Origin of the sequence: Nocardia sp. GCM10030253 (assembly GCF_042675075.1) — a bacterium.
GTDB lineage: Bacteria > Actinomycetota > Actinomycetes > Mycobacteriales > Mycobacteriaceae > Nocardia.
On sequence record NZ_JBHTDL010000005.1, the window covers coordinates 302,090 to 320,175 of the forward strand.

The following is an 18,086-nucleotide window of genomic DNA, read 5'->3' on the forward strand; positions in this document are numbered from 1 at the left end:
GACCACAGAAACTCAGGCGCGTTGACTGCTCACCGAGACGACTTCGCCGGTGAGGTACGAGGTGTAGTCGCTTGCCAGCATGGCGATGGTCGCGGCCACTTCCCACGGCTCGGCGGCGCGGCCGAAGGCTTCGCCCTCGGAGAGCCGGTCGAGCAGTTCGGTCGAGCTGACCTTGTCCAGGAACGCGTGCCTTGCGATGCTCGGGGCCACCGCGTTGATCCGGACGCCGAGTTCGGCAGCCTCGATCGCACTGCATCGGGTCAGCGCCATCACGCCCGCTTTTGCGGCGGCGTAGTGGGCCTGGCCGTATTGGGCGCGCCAGCCGAGGACGCTGGCGTTGTTGACGATCACGCCGCCGTGGCCCGCATCGCGGAAGTAGGCGAGCGCGGCGCGAGTGCAGCGGAAGGTGCCGTTGAGGGTGATGTCGAGGACGCGGTCCCACTGTTCGTCGGTCATATCGACCACCGGGGTCTCGCCGCCGAGGCCCGCGTTGTTGACCATGATGTCGATGCGGCCGAAAGCGGTTGCCGCGCCGCGCACCAACTCGTTGACCTGCTCGGTGCTCTGCACGTCACAGGCGATCGACGCGACCCTGCGATCCGGGAATTCGGCCTTCAGCTCGACCTCGGTCTCGGCCAGACGCCGCTCGTGCCAATCGGATACGACGACATCTGCGCCTTCGGAGAGCAGCCTGCGTGCCGTTGCCGAGCCGATTCCGGTGCCCGCGGCGGCGGTGACGACGGCGGTCCGGCCGGTCAGCAGACCGTGGCCGGGAATGGGCTCGGGTGCGATGGAGAGCGGCCGTGCTGTGTTGTCACTCATGGACGCGCCTCCCGCGGCAGACCGAGCACGCGCTCGGAGATGATGTTGCGCTGCACTTCGTTCGAACCTCCGTAGATGGTGTCGGCGCGGGTGAACAGATACAGCCGCTGCCATTCGTTCAGATCGTCTTCGTCGGCGAGCAGGCCCGCGGGACCGAGCACCGCCATGGCGAGTTCGCCGAGGCCGCGATGCCAGTTGGCCCACAACAGCTTCGAGACGGAGGCCTGGCCCCCATCGTCGGCGCCGGTGCCTTCCATCGTGCGCAGCGCGTGCGCGCGCAGTACGCGCAGTCCCACCCAAGCCTTGTCGATCCGGTCGGCGATCAGTGGATCGTCGGCCGCGCCGGTGCGGCGGGCGAGCGCTTCGACATCGGCCAGTTCGCGGGCGAACCTGATCTGCTGACCGAGTGTGGAGATGCCGCGCTCGAAGGTCAGTGTGCCCATGGCGATGCGCCAGCCGTCGCCCGGCGCGCCGACCACCAGGTCCGCGGCGGTGCGCGCGTTATCGAAGAAGACCTCGTTGAATTCCGAGGTTCCGGTCAGCTGGATGATCGGGCGCACCTCGATACCCGGCTGCTTCATGGGAACCAGCAGGTAGGAAAGGCCCTTGTGGCGGGAGGAGCCGCGCTCGGTGCGCGCGATGACGAAGCACCAGTCGGCGACATGGGCCAGCGAGGTCCAGATCTTCTGGCCGTTGATCGACCATTCGTCACCGTCCAGCTGCGCGGTGGTGGTGATGGCCGCCAGGTCCGAGCCCGCGCCCGGTTCCGAGTAGCCCTGGCACCACAGCTCGGTGACATTGCGAACTCCGGGCAGGAACCTGGCCTTCTGCTCGTCGGTGCCGAAGGCGATGACCGTCGGCCCGAGCAACTCCTCACCGACATGCGAGACCCTGGCGGGCGCATTGGCCTTGGCGTACTCCTCATGGAAGATCACCTGCTGCCGCACCGACGCCTCGCGGCCGCCGTATTCCTTGGGCCAGCCGAGGCAGGTCCAGCCGGACGCGGCCAGGTGCCGGTCCCAGGCGAGGCGTTCGTCGAACGCCTCGTGTTCCCGGCCCGGCCCGCCTAGTCCGCGCAGCTCGCGGAATTCTCCGTTGAGATTCTCGTCCAACCACTGGCGCACTTCTGCGGAAAACCGCGCGTCCTGTGCGGCAGTGTCGGAATCTGAGGTCTGGATCGCAACCACGCCGGTAGGATAACCTACCAAGCACTTGCTTTGTTAAAGTCCATCGAATTGGGCCCAGTCTGGTGACTTTGACTGAGTATCGGCATCAACGACCGCACCGACGGTGAGGACAACCGTGACAACCCCTGCACAAACGACACCGCTGGCACTGCACGACGCCGCACGCACGTTCGGCGCCGCACCCGCCGTCGGCGACGGCGACGTCCGGCTCGACTGGACGCAGCTGCTGACGTCGGTCCAGGAGGTGGCGCGGGCACTGATCGCGCGCGGGGTGCAGGCAGGCGACCGGGTCGCCATGTGGGCACCCAATACCCACCACTGGGTGATCGCGGCGCTGGCCGCCCACTACGCCGGCGCTGCCCTCGTCCCACTCAACACCCGCTATGTCGCCGACGAGGCCGCCGACGTGCTCACCAGGGTCGACGCGAAGGCGCTGTTCATCGCGGGCACCTTCCTCGGCCGCGATCGGCTCACCGAACTGCGCGCTGCCGCACCGGAACTGGCGATCGATACGATCGTCGTCATCCCGGTCGAACCCGGCACCGAGGCCGTGGGCAAGAACGTGCTGAACTGGTCCGAGCTGCCCGTGGCGGCGGAGCAGGTCACCGTCGCCGAGGCGGAGAAGCGCGCACTCGCCGTCGAACCCGACGACATCTCCGACATACTGTTCACCTCCGGCACCACCGGGCGCAGCAAGGGCACCCTGGTCGCGCACCGGCAGGCGCTCTCGGTGGTGCGGGCATGGGCGGAGTGCACCACCCTCACCGGCACCGACCGCTACCTGGTTGTCAGCCCGTTCTTCCACAACTTCGGCTACAAGGCTGGCATCCTCGCCTGTCTGGTCACCGGGGCGACGATCGTCCCGCAGCCGGTGTTCGATGTGCCTGCCACCATGCGTCTGGTCAGCGCGGAGCAGATCACGGTGCTGCCGGGGCCGCCGACGATCTATCAGACGATTCTCGACTTCCCTGACCGCGACAAGTTCGACCTGAGCACGCTGCGCGTGGCGGTCACCGGCGCGGCGACCGTGCCGGTTGTGCTGGTCGAGCGGATGCGTTCGGAGCTCGACTTCGATGTCGTCATCACCGGTTACGGCCTTTCCGAGGCCGCGGGGTTCGGCACCATGTGCCGCGCCGACGACGACGCCGCGACCATCGCGGGCACCTGCGGGCGGCCGATCGCCGATTTCGAGCTGCGCCTCGGCCCCGACGGCGAAGTACTGCTGCGCGGCCCGAACGTCATGCTCGGCTACCTGGACGACCCCGAAAGCACCGCCGAGACCATCGATTCCGATGGTTGGCTGCACACCGGCGATATCGGCACGCTCGACGAACGCGGCTATCTGAAGATCACCGACCGGCTCAAGGACATGTACATCTCCGGCGGTTTCAACGTATATCCGGCGGAAGTGGAACAGGCGCTCGCCCGCCTGGACGGCGTCGCCGAATCCGCGGTCATCGGCGTGCCGGACACCAGGATGGGCGAGGTCGGCAAGGCCTACGTGGTCCGCAAGCAGGGATCCGCCTTGAGCGAAGACCAGGTGCTCGCCCACGCCACCACCGTGCTGGCCAACTTCAAGGTGCCGCGGTTCATCGAATTCCGCGATCAGCTGCCCTACAGCGCCGCCGGGAAAGTGCTCAAGCGTCAACTACGTGAGGAGAAGTCGTAATGTCGGACGAAGCCGGGGTTCCCGACGAGGGAGACGTCGTCACCTATGAACGGCGCGGCCGGATCGCGATCATCACCTTGGATCGGCCGGACTACCGCAACGCACAGAACTCGGTGATGACCTATGCCATCGACGCCGCATTCGAGCGCGCTGTCGAGGACGACGAGGTCGGCGTGATCGTGTTGGCGGGCAACGGAAAACACTTCAGCGCCGGACACGACATCGGCACGCCGGGTCGCGATCATCACGTGCGCTACCCGAACAAGGCCGCGCTGTGGTGGGACCATGTCGACAAGGTCGGCGGCGATCAGCGGTTCGCACGTGAGCTCGAGGTCTATCTCGGCATGTGCCGTCGCTGGCGTGAGATTCCGAAGCCGACCATCGCGATGGTGCAGGGCGCGTGCATCGCGGGCGGCCTCATGCTGGCCTGGGTGTGCGATCTGATCGTCGCGTCCGACGATGCGTTCTTCTCCGATCCCGTTGTCCGCATGGGTATCCCGGGTGTCGAATACTTCGCGCACCCCTGGGTGATGGGGCCGCGCGCGGCCAAGGAGTTCCTGTTCACCGGGGACCGGTTCGGTGCGGCGCAGGCCAAGGAGTGGGGCATGGTCAACCGGGTGGTGCCGCGGGCCGAGCTCGAGGCCGAGACCCTGGCGCTCGCCGAAAAGATCGCGACCATGCCGCGATTCGGCCTGGCCCTGACCAAGAAGGCGGTGAACCAGGCCGAGGACCTCATGGGCATGCGCACGGGCATGGATTCGGTATTCGGCCTGCACCACTTCGCGCACGCACACAATGCCGAGGTCGGCGCCGACTCACTGGGCGGCATGAACGCCAAATCCATGAAGGCGACAGCAGAGCAGAACGGGACAGCGTAGTGGATCTGGATCTCGACAAGGCGACCCAGGAATTCCAGCGGGAAGTCCGCGAATTCCTCGCTGCCAACAAGCCCGGCAAACCGCTGCCCTCGATGGATACGAAGGCCGGTTTCGAGGCGCACCGCGAGTGGGAACGCACCCTCGCCGACGCGCGCCTCTCGGTCGTCTCCTGGCAGCCGGAATACGGCGGCCGCGACGCCTCACTGCTGGAGTGGGTGCTATTCGAGCAGGAGTACTACGCCGCCGGGGCGCCGGGGCGAGTCAGCCAGAACGGCATCTTCTTGCTCGCGCCGACGCTTTTCGAACACGGCACGCCGGAGCAACTGGACCGCATCATGCCGAGGATGGCGCGCGGCGACGATATCTGGGCGCAGGCCTGGTCCGAGCCAGAGGCGGGCAGCGACCTGGCGGGCATCCGGTCCACCGCGCGCCGCACCAAGGGCGGCTGGCTGCTGAGCGGACAGAAGACCTGGAGTTCGCGAGCGTCGTTCGCGGACTGGGCATTCGGGCTGTTCCGTAGCGATCCCGAGGCCGAGCGGCATCGCGGGCTCACCTACATGATGTTCCCGCTGACCGCCGACGGCGTCTCGGTGCGCCCGATCCCCCAGCTCGACGGCGAGCCCGGTTTCGCCGAGATCTTCCTCGACGACGTCTTCGTGCCCGATCGCGACGTGATCGGGGAACCGAACGACGGCTGGCGGGTGGCGATGAGCACCTCCAGCAACGAGCGCGGCCTTTCGCTACGCAGCCCGGGCCGGTTCAGCGCGACCGCGCAGCGACTGATCGATCTGTGGCTCGACACCGGCGACCGCACCAACACCACGCAGCGGGATGCGGTGGTGGACGCCTGGATCGGCAGCGAGGCCTACCGGCTGCACACCTTCGGGACGGTCACCCGGCTGAACGAGGGCGGCAAGCTCGGCGCGGAATCCTCGATCACCAAGGTGTTCTGGTCCGAACTCGACATCGCCATGCACGAGACCGCGCTGGAGGTACTCGGCGGCGCCGCCGAGCGGTCCGGACCGTGGACCGACGGCTACCTGTTCTCGCTGTCGGGCCCGATCTACGCGGGCACCAATGAGATTCAGCGCAATATCATCGCCGAGCGACTGCTCGGACTACCGAGAGGGAGCAGCCGATGAGTGTGCAATACCTGTCCGGCGTCTACCCGTCTCGAGCCATCTATTGGTCTGCTTCTACGACGCGGGAGTCGCGTATGGAAAGGAGGGCTCGATGAGATTCGCGCTCAGCCCGGAACAACTCGACTTCGGCACCAGTGTGCGCAAGCTGCTCGATGCCGGACGCACCCCCGCGGCGGTGCGCGCCTGGGCGGCAGGCGATCCCCGGCCCGGCCGGTCGCTGATCCGCCAGCTGGCAGGCGCAGGCGTGCTCGGCTTGGCCGTGGACGAAAGCAACGGTGGCATCGGCGCCGATCCGATCGACCTCGTCGTCGCATTCCTGGAAATCGGCAGGGCCGCCGCGCCAGGACCTCTTGTCGAGACCGCTGCCGCGATTCCCGCGCTGCTGCAGGGCCTTCCGGACGCCGGACTTGCCGCACGGTGGCTGCCCGGCTTCGCGGACGGCGCCGCGCTCGGGACCGTGGCCTTCGCCGCGCCGGATCAGGGCACTCTCGCGCTGGATGCGGACACCGCGGAGGTGGTGCTCATCGCCGACGGCGACCAGCTGTATACCGCGCACCGGACCGGTCTGGTGCGGTCGGTCGATCCGGCTCGGCGCCTGTTCACCGTCGCCTCGGACGAGGTTGTCGCCTCGGGCGAGCAGGTGTCCGAGGCCATCGCGGTGGCGTTCGACACCGGCGCCCTTGCCGCCGCCGCGCAGCTGCTCGGCGCCGGGCGGGCGTTGCTCGACGCCGCGACCGGATATGCCAAGCAGCGCAAGCAGTTCGGCAAGCCGATCGGCGAATTCCAAGCCGTCAAGCAGAAGCTGGCCGACGTGCTGATCGGCCTCGACCTCGCCGAGCCATTGCTGTTCCGCGCCGCACTGACGATGGCCGACACCACCCGAGGCCGCGATGTGTCGGCGGCCGTTGTCGCCTGCGGCGACGCCGCCTACCAGGCGGCCCGAGCCGCCCTTCAGGTGCACGGCGCCATCGGCTATACCGCCGAGTACGACCTGTCGCTGTGGCTGACCAAAGTCACCGCGCTCCGGTCCGCATGGGGCACACCGGATCTGCACCGCTCGCGAATCGCCCGCGCACTGCGTGACGAAGCGGTACGCGACCGCGCGCTGCGAGGTGCGGTATGACCACTACCGAGCATCTCGAATTCGTCAACTCCGTTCGTGCACTGCTCGCCAAGCATGCGGGCCGCGACGCGGTACGCGCGGGCATGGACACCGAACTCGGCTACGACGAGGCGTTGTGGCGGCTGCTGTGCGAGCAGATCGGGGTTGCCGCACTGGCGATTCCAGAGGAATACGGCGGCTTCGGCGCAAGTCTTGTCGAATCCCTCCTGGTGGTCAGTGAACTCGGGCGCACCCTCGCCGGAGTCCCGATGATCGGCTCGGCCGTGCTCGGCACCCAAGCCGTGCTGCTGTCCGGCGATGCCGATGCGTGCAAGCGGCTGCTGCCCGAGGTCGCCGAGGGGACCCGCACAATCGCGGTGTGCTGGGCGGGCGAACGCGGCTGGGACGAGCCCGGCGTGTATGCCGAGAACGGAACACTCACCGGCACCGCCAGTTATGTGCTCGACGGCATCCACGCGGACACCTTCATCGTGGTGACGCCCTCCGGGCTGTTCGAAGTCGAGGCGGCAACCGAGGGCATTACCCGACGCGCCCTCCCGACCATGGACCCGACGCGCAAGCTCGCCGAGGTCACCTTCGCTGCGGTCGCCGCACGCAAGCTCGACGCAGGCGATCCGGCGGCGGTCACGGCACGCCTGCACGAAATCGCCTGGGCCGCAGTAGCCGCAGAGCAAGTCGGGGCAGCCGAGCAGTGCCTGGACATGACGGTCGAATACACCAAGTCCCGTGTGCAGTTCGGCCGCGCGATCGGCAGCTTCCAAGCACTCAAGCACCGCATGGCCGACATGTATGTGCTGCTGGAATCTGCCAAGTCCGCCTCGTACGCGGCGACCACCGCCGTCGCCACGAACAGTCCGTCGGCCGCAGAAGACGTCTGGGCCGCGCGCATCCACTGCTCCGAGGCGCTGAGCACCATCGTGGCCGAAACAGTCCAACTACACGGCGGCATCGCCATCACCTGGGAACACGACGCGCACCTGTTCTTCAAGCGCGCCCACGGCGACGCCCAACTATTCGGCACACCCCGAAGGCCGCTCCCCCACCCCGCCTAGCCACCCCCACCCGGTCCAAACACCTCGTGCCCCAACCAAACACCCCGTATACCGGGTGCGCGGTGGGGACGCGGGGTGTGAGGTGGTGCGACTGCCGGTGGATCACTGCTCGAGACGCCACCACAGCCAGATGACCACACCGGAACTCGACACCACGAACCCGACTGCGAGAGGTAAGCCGGGTACCGCACCCGACGCGCCCAGCACTGCCCCCGGTAATCCCGGGTAGGCGCACCTTTCTGGCGCAACGAACAATGCCCTACTCCCAACCCCATCTCCCCGACCCGGTCCAAACACCCCGTGTCCCAACCAAACACCCCATATACCGGGTGCGAGGTCGGGACACGGGGTGTGAGGTGGGTACGACTTCTGCCGGCCGATCACTGCTCGAGACGCAACCACAGCCAGATGACCACGCCGGAACTCGACACCACGCACCCGACTGCGGGAGGTAAGCCGGGTACGGCACCCGACGCGCCCAGCACTGCCCCGGTAATCCCCGGGTAGGCGCACCTTTCCGGAGCAACGAACAATGCTTACCCCAACCCCAACCCCAACCCCAACCCCATCGCCCTCACCCGGTCCAAACACCTCGTGCCCCAACCAAACACCCCGTATACCGGGTGCGCGGTGGGGACACGGGGTGTGAGGTGGGTACGACTTCTGCCGGTGGATCACTGCTCGAGACGCAACCACAGCCAGATGACCACGCCGGAACTCGACACCACGAACCTGACTGCGGGAGGTAAGCCGGGTACGGCACCCGACGTGCCCAGCACTGCCCGGTAATACCCGGGTGGGCGTACCTTTCCGGGACGGCATCGTGGTGGGTTCGTTCCCGGAACGCACCCCGCTCGGCCCGGTGACGGAGAACAGGTTGCGTTGGGGTGGTTATCAAGGCAGTGCTGGGCACGTCAGGTGCGGTACCCGACTTTGTCTTCCGCAACCCGGGGAGGCAGGCACACGGCTTCCAGCGTGAGGACTGGCTGTGGTGGCGTTGTAGAGATATTCGGGATCGGGAAGAGGGTTGGTGCGGCCCGATTGTTCAGGTCAGCCGAGTTTTCGTTTCCTTGCGGTGTTGTGGTTCCGAGCCTGACATAGTTAGCCTATGTAATAATATTTGGGTGCAGCAGGCTCGGGTGGCATCACCAGAAGACAGCGTGGTCAATCTGCTCGTCACCGCAGGTCGGCTGACCCGGCTGGCCGGGGTGATCAGCGGCGACGATCTGCCGCGTGCCGTGCTGCGAGCGCTGGCGGTGCTCGAGGAGCACGGCGCCGTGCGGGTCAGCGAGTTCGCCCGCATCGATCGATGTTCACAGCCGGCGGCAACGGCGCTGATCGGCCGACTTGTCACGGACGGCTTCGCCTCCCGCCGCAAGGACCAAGAGGATTCCCGGGCCGTGGTCGTCGAACTCACCCCGGCTGGACGCGACCGGCTGCACCACGCACGCCGCGCCTTCGGCACCGCACTCGTGACCCGACTATCCGAGTTCGACACCGACCGACTCGCCCGAATGGAAACAGATCTGAACGAACTGCTGGAGGCCCTGAAAAAGGCTGCGCCACAGTACTAGCGGAATCAGTCGGCGCGGACCGTTCTTCAGCGCCTCGGTGCTGATCCGGGCCGGTATTGCTATGGGGCGTCGGTGCCGAATGCCCAGGTGTTCCCGACGGATCGGCCGCCACGGCGGATGGGAGCGCCGAGTAGGTCGGTGATCTGTGCCTCGACCTCGGCCAACAGCTGGTCGCCGAATACACACAACGTGTACTCCCATGGGTGACCGAAGGTTCCGAGCCGGAAATCGGGCGTCAGGTAGATGTAGTAGTCACCGTCTGGGCATGCGGAACCGGGCCAGTTCGGCTGGCCCGTGCCACCCACCCGGCTCGGATCGAAGCGATATCCGGCATGGTGCCAGTCGAGCCAATAGATCACCTCGCCGGGCTTTCTGCACGCGAGCAGGCCGGCGCTGATGATGCGCTGAAGTTGTTCCACGCCATCCTGTTCGGATCCGGCGTCCGTCCGATCGAGAGCTCCCAGATGCCAGGTTGCCGATGCGGTCGGTTCGGTAATGCCTGGAGAGGTGGTGGTGCTCGGACGAAACTCGAACTCGGTATAGAAGCGATCCCACAGGGTGTTGTGTTCAGGGTCGTCCAACAGTTGCCGGACCGGGCGCGTTTTTGCGGGTGGGTCTTCGGGAATCCAGTGAAAGGCAGTGACGGTGGCGATGACGCGCATGCCCGCTGTTTCCAGTACGGATTGCAGCGCACCGTCGGCCTCGGCCACCACGTAACGCCGATCGGCGGTGCGGTTCGAGCCGATCGAGTCCGAGCGCTGCCAATCCCACGCGCACAGGTGGTCTGCGAACATCAGCTCCGGATCCGTGATCCCACCGATGGACACGAAGTTCGTGTCCGCGAGATATTCGGCCCACGCGGCGGCCCGAATCCGTCCATCGTGCCTGGCGACCAGCACGTGGTCCGCCCAGCGCAACATCCGGCCATCGGCAAGGAACTCGGTGAAACGGGTTGGCTGTGGTCCGGTTCCGGCCACGAACAGGGCAACGTCCTGAAGGTATCGGTGTTCGGATACCTCGACCACCTCTGCCAACGATGGCAGCGGGTCGGTAGTGGCGATCTGCTGCACAGGCGCGACCAGCACGCTGCGTTCCCAGCCCGCGATAAATCCCGCCGCGCGCAGTCGCTGTGGTAAGTCGGGCGGACTGTCGTGTGCGTAGACCTTCCATTCCACGGGCTCACCGCGTGCAGCACAGGCGTCGCGCTGGCGGGCGATCAGCTCATCCAGTCCCTCGGTGGGTAGTGCGCGATGATCGATGGTCGCGTGGGTGCCGTAGTGGATTCGGACAACCGGACCGTCCTGTTCGACGACGCCGCCGACCGGCGGCGGTACCGGCAGTCGACCACGCAACTGGGCATCGTGCAGTGCCAACAATTCCTCGATGCTCTCTGTCGTCGAGCCCATTCCATAGATCTTCCCATTGCAAAGGACACTCTCGCGAAGCCGGATCGGCATCTTCGGAACGCGGGTCACGCCGGGGTGCGATCGGGGACGTCCGCCCGGCCCGGCGCGCCTGCGCCGACTCGTCCAGGCAATCCCTGTAGCGTCCGCCGGGTCGGAACCCTTGCGTGCCAGATTCCCTTCGGTCGAACGGAGCAGCATGTTGGAGACAGCGCAGACGCTTGTGCTCGGCGGGACCGGCAAATGCGGTCGACGCCTGGTGCGGCGCCTTCGTGCCGCAAACCGGTCGGTGCGGGTGGGTTCCACCGCGGGAACCCCCCGATTCGACTGGGTCGACCGGGCAACATGGGCCGCCGCGTTGGACGGGATCAGCGCCGTTTTCGTTGTGTACTCCCCCGATGCCGCAATGCCTGGGGCGCCGGAAGTGATCGGCGCGTTCGCCGAGCAGGCGGTTGCCGCGGGCGCCCGGCGGTTGGTCATGTTGTCCGGCCAACGGGCCGAGGTCGGCTTGGACAGCGAGCGGCGACTACAGGACTCCGGTGCGGAGTGGACGATCCTGCGGGTCGCCTGGTTCGACCAGAACTTCGACGAAGGTTTTCTCCTCGACGATGTGCGGGCCGGCCGAGTGGCATTGCCGGTCGGCGCGGTGGGTGAGGCGTTCATCGATGCCGATGACATCGCGGATGTCGCGGCGACCGTGCTCACCGAGCCGAGGCATTCGGGGGCGATCTACGAACTCACCGGGCCGCGCCTGCTGACCTTCGCCGACGCGGTCGCCGAGATCGGTGCGGCCAGCGGGCGGGACATCCGATTCGCCGAGGTGTCACCCGACGCCTATGCCGCGACACTGACCGCGCAAGGCATGTCGGCGGCCGCGGTCGAGCAGTCGATCTACCTGTTCACCAAGCTCATGGACGGGCGCAACGCCCGGGTAGAACACGGAGTCCAGAAGATCCTCGGCCGTGAACCGCGCGACTTCGCCGACTACGCACGTACCGTCGCCGCAACCGGAGTATGGGCGGTCGACTGACTTCGGATTTCCGTCGACATTGCGGAGTACGGTCGGGAACTATGACCGAAGAGAAGCGGGGCCGCGTCAAGATCGAGACGAGCCAGAAGCGGGTGCGGGTCTATCTCGGCGGACAACTGGTTGCGGATACGGCTCGGCCGGTCCTGGTCTGGGAGAGCCCGCACTACCCGACCTACTACCTGCCGGTCGCGGATCTGCACGCGAAGCTCGAACCGAGCGGCACCGGCAAGCACTCCCCCAGCCGGGGTGAGGCGACCGGATACGACGTGGTGGTAGACGGCGCCACCGCGGCGGGCGCCGCATTGCGCTACCACGATTCTCCGCTGCCCGAACTCAACGATCTGGTCCGGCTGGACTGGAACTCGATGGGCGAATGGTTCGAAGAGGACGAGCCGGTCTACGTCCATCCACGCGATCCATACTCCCGAGTCGACATCCTGGCCAGCTCGCGGCATGTGCGCGTCGAGATCGACGGCGTCACCGTCGCCGACTCCCATTCGCCGCGAATCCTCTTCGAAACCGGGCTCCCCGCAAGGTATTACCTGCCGTTGACCGACGTGCGCATGGACTTGCTGACCACCTCACCGACTCATTCGAGTTGCCCCTACAAAGGCACCGCCGACTACTGGAACGTCCGCATCGGCGACAAGGAGCACACCGACATCGTGTGGGGCTATCGCACACCGCTGCCGGAGAGCCAGAAAATCGCGGGCCTCGCCTGCTTCTACAACGAGAAGGTCGATATCTACGTCGACGGCGAACTCCAGGAACGCCCGCACACGCCTTTCAGCTGACCAACGAGTAGAAGCCGATGCCGTGGGCATCGACGAAGTCCACGAGCAGCAATCCAACGCTCGGACAGGCGATGTCGAGCCGATCGGCCTGAGACAAGGCGCCGAACCCGATACGCAAGCAGTGAGCTCAGCGGTATCCGGCTAACCCGTCGGCCAGTTCCACGTGGTCACCGTCGTGGTGGGCGTCGAAGGCCTGCTGCAACGCGAAAGTTCCTTGGATGGCGGCGATCCTGGTCGGCAGACTGCTGTCGGAATCGCCGCTCAGTTCCAGAATCGGGCGCAGCAAGTCCGAGCCGTATCCCGCGCCGAGCGCGGCGAGGTCTTCGGCGGGATCGCCGAGGCATGCGCCGTCCCAGTCGACGATCCCGCGCAGTATGGGTCCTTCCGCGCCGTTCTCCCACAACAGGTTCTCGCCGCCGAGATCTCCGTGCACCAGCGCCGTGGTGCGGTGCGGCAGCGCATCGAGCACCGCCAGTTCTCGGGTGGCACGCGCCCGCCCTCGGTCGCTCATCAGCGGATACAGATCCTCGCGAACGCCGTCGGCGAATTCGGCCCATCGGCCCTCGGGTGCGACCGGCAGTGTGGCGCGTATCGCGGTGTCACGTCGTCACCCGGCAACAGCTGGCTCAGCAGTGCACGGTGCGTCTCGATCAGCTGTGCGCGGCGGGCCGGTTCCATCCTGATTCTTACTCCTGACTATCCGGCGCGCATGGCCCGCGGGCCCCGGCAGGTCAGACCGCGATGAGTGGCGGCTTGTCCTCGGCGCGGCGGTATTGCCCTGGGGCTTCGCCGTATTCGCGTTTGAATGCCTTGGCGAAGGCGAATTCCGATGTGTAGCCGACCTTTCGGGCGATAGTGCTCAGCGAGCTGTCGGTATCGCGCAGGAGCCGAGCCGCGGTGAGCATTCGCCAGCGGGTGACGTAGGCGAGGGGCGCCTCGCCGACGGTGGCGGTGAAGCGGCGGGCCAGGGTTGCGCGGGAGACGCCCGCGATATCGCTGAGGTCGGGGACGGTCCAGATGCGGTCGGGTTCTTCGTGCACGGCACGCAGGGCGGCGGCTACGGCCGGGTCGGCGAATGCGCCTGCCCAGCCGGAGGCGGGCTCATCGGCCGCGGCCTGTTCGTCGAACCAGGCCCGCAGGATGAACAGCAGCAAGGTCTCCAGCACGGCGGGCACCGCCGCGTCAGTGCCTTGCCGAGGCTCGGCGACCTCGGCGGCCAGCAGGTCGACGGCCGCGCGCAGCGACGGATGGCGGCCGGGACGGGCTGGGAGATGGATGAATTCGGGTAGCTCGTCGAGTAGCGGGTGGCTGCGCTGTCGGCCGAGTTCGTATGCCCCGCACAGCAATGCGGTCCGGGCACCGGGCCCGACGATCTCGCGCGGCTCCCCAGGCTGCGCCTTCTCGGTGACCGGGCTGTCCAGCCGGTCCACCAGATCGTGGTCGGCGCCGCGCGGCATGAACAGGACGTCACCGACGCCGAGCGCGACCGGCTCTCCGTTCGGGCGCACCAGCCAGCAGGAACCCTGCAGCAGCACATGGAAGCTCGAGCCGGGCACCACCGGGTAGCTGCGCCCCCACGGAGCATGCCGGACGAACATGCCGGATACCGGGTTGCCTGTGCGGATGGCGGCGATGGTCTCGCTGAGAATGTCCACCCTTTCACCATAGCGCTTACAGATGAGTGTTCAAGACATAAAAGTGAGCCACACAGCCATGGATTCGCTCATCATGTAGCCATATCGTTTGAATCATGACAAACACGGAAACCACCAGGACGATCGCCGTCTACGGCGCGACCGGAGTCACCGGCGGCCACCTGCTCACCGAACTGAACCGCCGCGGCATCACCCCGATCCTGGTGGGCCGCAATGCCGATCGCATGCACGAGGCCGCCGCGGCCGCGGGAGTCCCGGCCGCGGAGATCCGGGTCGCGGACCTCACCGACCACGGCGCCCTGGTTGCCGCGTTCACCGGCGCCGACGCGGTGATAAGCAGCCTGCACTCCTACAGCGACAACGGCGAGGCAGTGCTCGCGGCCGCGATCGATGCCGGTTCGCACTACACGGATATTTCCGGCGAGCAGCGATTCCTGCAGCGAGTGCTCGACGACTACGCGGCCCGCGCTGAGGCGGCCGGAGTCACCGTCGTTTCCGGGATCACCGATAGCAGCCTGCCCGGCGACCTGCTCGGTTACCTGACGTCCCGCGCCGTAACGGGTCCCGCCGAAATCGTGCTCAGCCATCTGAGCAAAAGCGGCGGAAACGGCTCCAAGGGCAGCGCGAAGACAGTGTTCGCCAACCTCGACTGGTTCCGCAGCGGCGGCTGGCACTACGCGGACGGTGAATTCCGTACCGACGCGACAGCCCGGCACACCGAGATGACCATCCCGGGCGACACCGAGCCCACTGCCGTCTCGAAATTCCCACTGCCGCCGGTGCTTAGCGTCCCCCGCCACTCGAACGTCTCCTTCGTCGAAGGCGTGGTCCCCACAAAGCTCCACGAGACCCTGAGCGGCTTCACCGAGGAGATCATCGAATCACTGCCCGAGCATCCCAGCTCGGATCTGCGCTACGACCTGGTCGTCGACGCCTACGGCACCGATGGCGGCCGCGCCCGCGGCATTGTGAGCGGCGGTCACACCTACCGCGATTCGGCGCTGATGGCCGTAGAGGCCGCGGTCCGACTCACCGACGGCACCGCGAAGGCAGGCGCGCTCGCCGCGGCCGAGGCCTTCGACGCCACCGACTTCCTCGACGCCCTCACCCCCTTCGGCATCAGCTGGCGCATCGAAACACGATGAGCTCGGGCGCCGTCGTTCGCGCACAGTGATCAGGCATAGTCGGACCATGACCGACAATCGACCGCCGCTTGCCGTCGCACTCGATCTGGAACCGCACCCGGAGGGCGGGTGGTATCGGGAAACATGGCGCAGCGCAGTGGAATTCATGCCGGAGGGATACACAGGTACGCGCGCGAGCGCGACCGGGATCTATTTCTTGCTGCTGCCCGGTGAGGAGTCCGCACCGCACACGGTGCAGTCGGACGAGGTGTGGCTGTGGCACCGCGGCGGACCATTGGTGCTCGATATCGGAGGCGAGGAGATCATCCTCGGTCCCGATGTCGAGCACGGTCAGGTATTGCAGGCGGTGGTGCCCGGCGGTGTCAGCCAGGCCGCGCGACCCGCGGGCGCGGACTATGCACTGGTGAGCTGCATCGTCTCACCCGGCTTCGATTTCGCCGACTTCCGTTTGGACTGAGCGGCGTGTTCGGGCCCTGCTAGTGCCCGTAGATTCGGATTTCATGCGACACGGTTGGTGCACGCGGCGCTACGCCAGCGATCAAGCTCACCAATCACTCCATGGGTGAGCCCGCGCCGGCGTAGCACAGCCCGGTTGGGCAGCGAGTCCCACCGCGGCATGTGTATGGCAGGACCGACGGTGGAGCCGAGCCTTCGACACCTATCGGCCGGTCACCATCACCTCGTTGTGATTTTTACCGGCGAGGGCCTGGGCGATTGCGAGGCCGGGGCCGATCGTGGCGACCGCCGCGGTGGTCGTGACAATCGCCAACCGAGCGAGTAGGTGGCCGGGGGTGGTGTCATCTCGTGGGTGGGGGGTTGTGTGGTTCATCTCGACTCCTTGATAGCTGAACCGGATAATTGCCCATCCCACGGTTGTCCCCGGCCTCCGCTGCGGAAACCGACCCAAGGTGTCGATATCCACCACCCTCGACGTTGCTCCCGGTCCGGCGGCCATATCCGGGATAGCCGTCTGAAATGGCCACTCAGGCCGGATCCGGTGTCACGGAACTTCGATGACGCCTTCGTCCACCGCCCACTTGATGGTCTTCTCCAGGTTCGGGCAGGTGTCGGGGCGGCCGGGCGCGTTTCCCTTGGCCGCGAGTTCGGCGAAGACCGGGCAGTGGGCGGCGGGATCGCCCTTCCACTGCACGGAGGTCTGGTGCGAGCTGCTCTTCCGCACCAGGACTTCGCTGTCACAGGCCTGACACCGCAGCGGGGTCAGGCCGTCCTCCAGGTAGCGCTGTTTGTCGACCACGGTCTGGGCCCGCACCGCGGCCCGCCGAGCCGGCTGGTCGGCGAAGTCGGGTGCTTTGGCCCAGGTCGCCGCCATCAGACACCCGCCTCCGCTTGATTCGCCTCGGCCGCATCGACTTCCGCCTTGCGCCGCAGATTCTCCGCGACCTCGGCCTCCCACGCCTCATTGGCCTTGGTGGTGTCCACCTCGAACTCGAAGCGCTGCGTCATCTTCTCCGTCACGTCGGCCAGGTCCACGTAGAACTGGTCATACCAGCGGCGCAGCTGGTAGACGGGGCCGTCTTCCTCACACAGCAGCGGGTTTTCGACCTTGGACTTGTGCTTCCAGATCTCCACGTCCTGCAGGAAGCCGACGCTGATGCCCTCGGTCATCTTCGCGGCCAGCTTGTCGGCCATCTCGCCGTCGACGCCCTGCGGCTTCTCCAGTGTGATGCCCCACTGCAGCATGAAAGAGTCCTGCGTCACCGGATAGTGGCAGTTGATCAGGACGCTCTTGACCTCGTACCCGCTGTAGATATTGATCAGCGGATTGATCATGTAGGACGGCCCGAAGTACGACGCCTCCGACTTCAGCAGGGTGTCGCCGCCGTACTTGGAAGCCATACCGATGTCGGGACGGCCCTTGGTCTCCAGGAACTGAGTGGCGATGTGCCCCTCGAAGACGTTCTTGAAGTACGTCGGGAACGCGAAGTGGATGTAGAAGAAGTGCGCCATGTCGACCACGTTGTCGATGATCTCGCGGCAGTTCGCGCCCTCGATCAGCATGGAATTCCAGGTCCAGTCGGTCCAGCCGCTGTCGAGTTGCTCGGTCGGATTGCCGGCCGAGTCCGTGTACGGGCCCTCGATGTGCGGGATGGTGATTTCCGGCGGCGGCTGGCTGCCCTCGTGGTCGTGCCAGACGAACAGCTGACCGTTGCGCTCCAGCGTGGTCCACTTCCTGGTGCGCGCCAGCGGCGGTACCCGCCGCGCATAGGGAATCGCGGTGCACTTGCCGCTCGCGCCCCAGCGCCAGTCATGGAACGGGCAGGCGATGTCGTCGCCCTTGATCTCGCCCATAGTCAGGTCGCCACCCATATGCCTGCAGTAGGCGTCGAGCACCCGCAGTTCGTCATTGGTATCGGCCCAGATCACAAGCTTGGTGCCGAACACCTCGACCGCGTGCGGCTTACCGTCGCGGAACGATTTCGCCAGGCCGAGGCAATGCCATCCCCGCGCATATCGGGTGGGTGCGGAGCCCACATCGAGCTCTCGAACCTTCGCACCGCTCCCCTGTGGGGTAACTGCCATCGCGATTCCTCCTCCTTCTGTACTAGAACACGTTACAAAAATGTCGCGTTCCACGCCAGCGATTCGGCCTA

The 18,086-nt window shown here is 66.6% G+C and carries 18 protein-coding genes and 1 pseudogene; 10 read left to right on the forward strand and 9 right to left on the reverse strand.

Annotated features, from left to right (window positions below; genetic code table 11):
- Positions 1-12 precede the first annotated feature (12 nt).
- Positions 13-822 (reverse strand): SDR family oxidoreductase, encoded by an 810-nt coding sequence (locus ACFQZZ_RS09750; RefSeq protein WP_378677097.1) that lies wholly within the window; start codon positions 820-822, stop codon positions 13-15.
- The gene (locus ACFQZZ_RS09755; RefSeq protein ID WP_378677100.1) at positions 819-2,009 is read right to left on the reverse strand and encodes an acyl-CoA dehydrogenase family protein; all 1,191 of its coding nucleotides are present in this window, start codon (positions 2,007-2,009) and stop codon (positions 819-821) included. Before ACFQZZ_RS09755 ends, ACFQZZ_RS09750 begins: the two co-directional genes overlap by 4 nt.
- A gap of 115 nt (positions 2,010-2,124) precedes the next feature.
- On the opposite strand from ACFQZZ_RS09755, the gene ACFQZZ_RS09760 reads away from it, so the two are divergent.
- From ACFQZZ_RS09760 to ACFQZZ_RS09785, 6 genes are all read left to right on the forward strand, one after another.
- On the forward strand, positions 2,125-3,678 hold the full coding sequence (locus ACFQZZ_RS09760) for a FadD3 family acyl-CoA ligase (protein ID WP_378677103.1): 1,554 nt from the start codon (positions 2,125-2,127) through the stop codon (positions 3,676-3,678).
- Entirely contained in the window at positions 3,678-4,556 is an 879-nt protein-coding gene (locus ACFQZZ_RS09765) for an enoyl-CoA hydratase (RefSeq protein ID WP_378677106.1), read from the forward strand. The genes ACFQZZ_RS09760 and ACFQZZ_RS09765 overlap by 1 nt, the downstream gene beginning before the upstream one ends.
- Entirely contained in the window at positions 4,556-5,698 is a 1,143-nt protein-coding gene (locus ACFQZZ_RS09770) for an acyl-CoA dehydrogenase family protein (RefSeq protein WP_378677109.1), read from the forward strand. Before ACFQZZ_RS09765 ends, ACFQZZ_RS09770 begins: the two co-directional genes overlap by 1 nt.
- Positions 5,699-5,789: 91 nt before the next feature.
- Entirely contained in the window at positions 5,790-6,821 is a 1,032-nt protein-coding gene (locus ACFQZZ_RS09775) for an acyl-CoA dehydrogenase family protein (RefSeq protein ID WP_378677112.1), read from the forward strand.
- On the forward strand, positions 6,818-7,873 hold the full coding sequence (locus ACFQZZ_RS09780; RefSeq protein ID WP_378677115.1) for an acyl-CoA dehydrogenase family protein: 1,056 nt from the start codon (positions 6,818-6,820) through the stop codon (positions 7,871-7,873). The genes ACFQZZ_RS09775 and ACFQZZ_RS09780 overlap by 4 nt, the downstream gene beginning before the upstream one ends.
- Positions 7,874-9,012: 1,139 nt before the next feature.
- Entirely contained in the window at positions 9,013-9,447 is a 435-nt protein-coding gene (locus ACFQZZ_RS09785; protein WP_378677118.1) for a MarR family winged helix-turn-helix transcriptional regulator, read from the forward strand.
- A gap of 59 nt (positions 9,448-9,506) precedes the next feature.
- On the opposite strand, the gene ACFQZZ_RS09790 is transcribed toward ACFQZZ_RS09785, so the two are convergent.
- A complete protein-coding gene (locus ACFQZZ_RS09790) occupies positions 9,507-10,853 on the reverse strand; it encodes a DUF2716 domain-containing protein (protein ID WP_378677120.1) in 1,347 nt (448 codons plus the stop codon).
- A 196-nt stretch (positions 10,854-11,049) separates the two neighbouring features.
- Between ACFQZZ_RS09790 and ACFQZZ_RS09795 the strand changes: the two genes are divergently transcribed.
- Positions 11,050-11,880: an NAD(P)H-binding protein gene (locus ACFQZZ_RS09795; protein WP_378677123.1), complete on the forward strand. Its 831-nt coding sequence runs from the start codon at positions 11,050-11,052 to the stop codon at positions 11,878-11,880.
- Between the two features lie 41 nt (positions 11,881-11,921).
- Entirely contained in the window at positions 11,922-12,674 is a 753-nt protein-coding gene (locus tag ACFQZZ_RS09800; RefSeq protein WP_378677126.1) for a DUF427 domain-containing protein, read from the forward strand.
- Here the strand turns inward: ACFQZZ_RS09800 and ACFQZZ_RS09805 are convergent.
- From ACFQZZ_RS09805 to ACFQZZ_RS09815, 3 genes and pseudogenes are all read right to left on the reverse strand, one after another.
- Complete coding sequence (locus ACFQZZ_RS09805; protein WP_378677128.1) at positions 12,667-12,792, reverse strand: hypothetical protein; 126 nt, start codon at positions 12,790-12,792, stop codon at positions 12,667-12,669. The two genes, ACFQZZ_RS09800 and ACFQZZ_RS09805, sit on opposite strands and share 8 nt — an antisense overlap.
- 9 nt (positions 12,793-12,801) lie before the next feature.
- Positions 12,802-13,266 (reverse strand): annotated as a pseudogene (locus ACFQZZ_RS09810) (phosphotransferase); the annotation flags it as partial.
- 139 nt (positions 13,267-13,405) lie between these two features.
- Positions 13,406-14,329 (reverse strand): AraC family transcriptional regulator, encoded by a 924-nt coding sequence (locus ACFQZZ_RS09815; RefSeq protein ID WP_378677131.1) that lies wholly within the window; start codon positions 14,327-14,329, stop codon positions 13,406-13,408.
- 95 nt (positions 14,330-14,424) lie between these two features.
- Here ACFQZZ_RS09815 and ACFQZZ_RS09820 point away from each other — a divergent pair, with 95 nt between their 5' ends.
- Positions 14,425-15,474, forward strand: coding sequence for a saccharopine dehydrogenase NADP-binding domain-containing protein (locus ACFQZZ_RS09820; protein WP_378677134.1), 1,050 nt, complete (start codon positions 14,425-14,427; stop codon positions 15,472-15,474).
- Positions 15,475-15,520: 46 nt separating this feature from the next.
- Positions 15,521-15,931, forward strand: coding sequence for a cupin domain-containing protein (locus tag ACFQZZ_RS09825; protein ID WP_378677136.1), 411 nt, complete (start codon positions 15,521-15,523; stop codon positions 15,929-15,931).
- A gap of 201 nt (positions 15,932-16,132) precedes the next feature.
- Here ACFQZZ_RS09825 and ACFQZZ_RS09830 read toward each other — a convergent pair whose 3' ends face one another.
- The 3 genes from ACFQZZ_RS09830 to ACFQZZ_RS09840 all read right to left on the reverse strand — a co-directional run bounded on the left by ACFQZZ_RS09830 (position 16,133) and on the right by ACFQZZ_RS09840 (position 18,015).
- Positions 16,133-16,303 carry a hypothetical protein gene (locus ACFQZZ_RS09830; protein WP_378677139.1) on the reverse strand — a complete coding sequence of 57 codons (171 nt, stop codon included), beginning with the start codon at positions 16,301-16,303 and terminating at the stop codon, positions 16,133-16,135.
- Positions 16,304-16,474: 171 nt separating this feature from the next.
- Positions 16,475-16,804, reverse strand: a complete 330-nt coding sequence (locus tag ACFQZZ_RS09835) for a hypothetical protein (protein ID WP_378677142.1) — start codon at positions 16,802-16,804, stop codon at positions 16,475-16,477.
- Entirely contained in the window at positions 16,804-18,015 is a 1,212-nt protein-coding gene (locus tag ACFQZZ_RS09840) for a Rieske 2Fe-2S domain-containing protein (RefSeq protein WP_378677145.1), read from the reverse strand. The genes ACFQZZ_RS09835 and ACFQZZ_RS09840 overlap by 1 nt, the downstream gene beginning before the upstream one ends.
- Between the last annotated feature and the right edge of the window lie 71 nt (positions 18,016-18,086).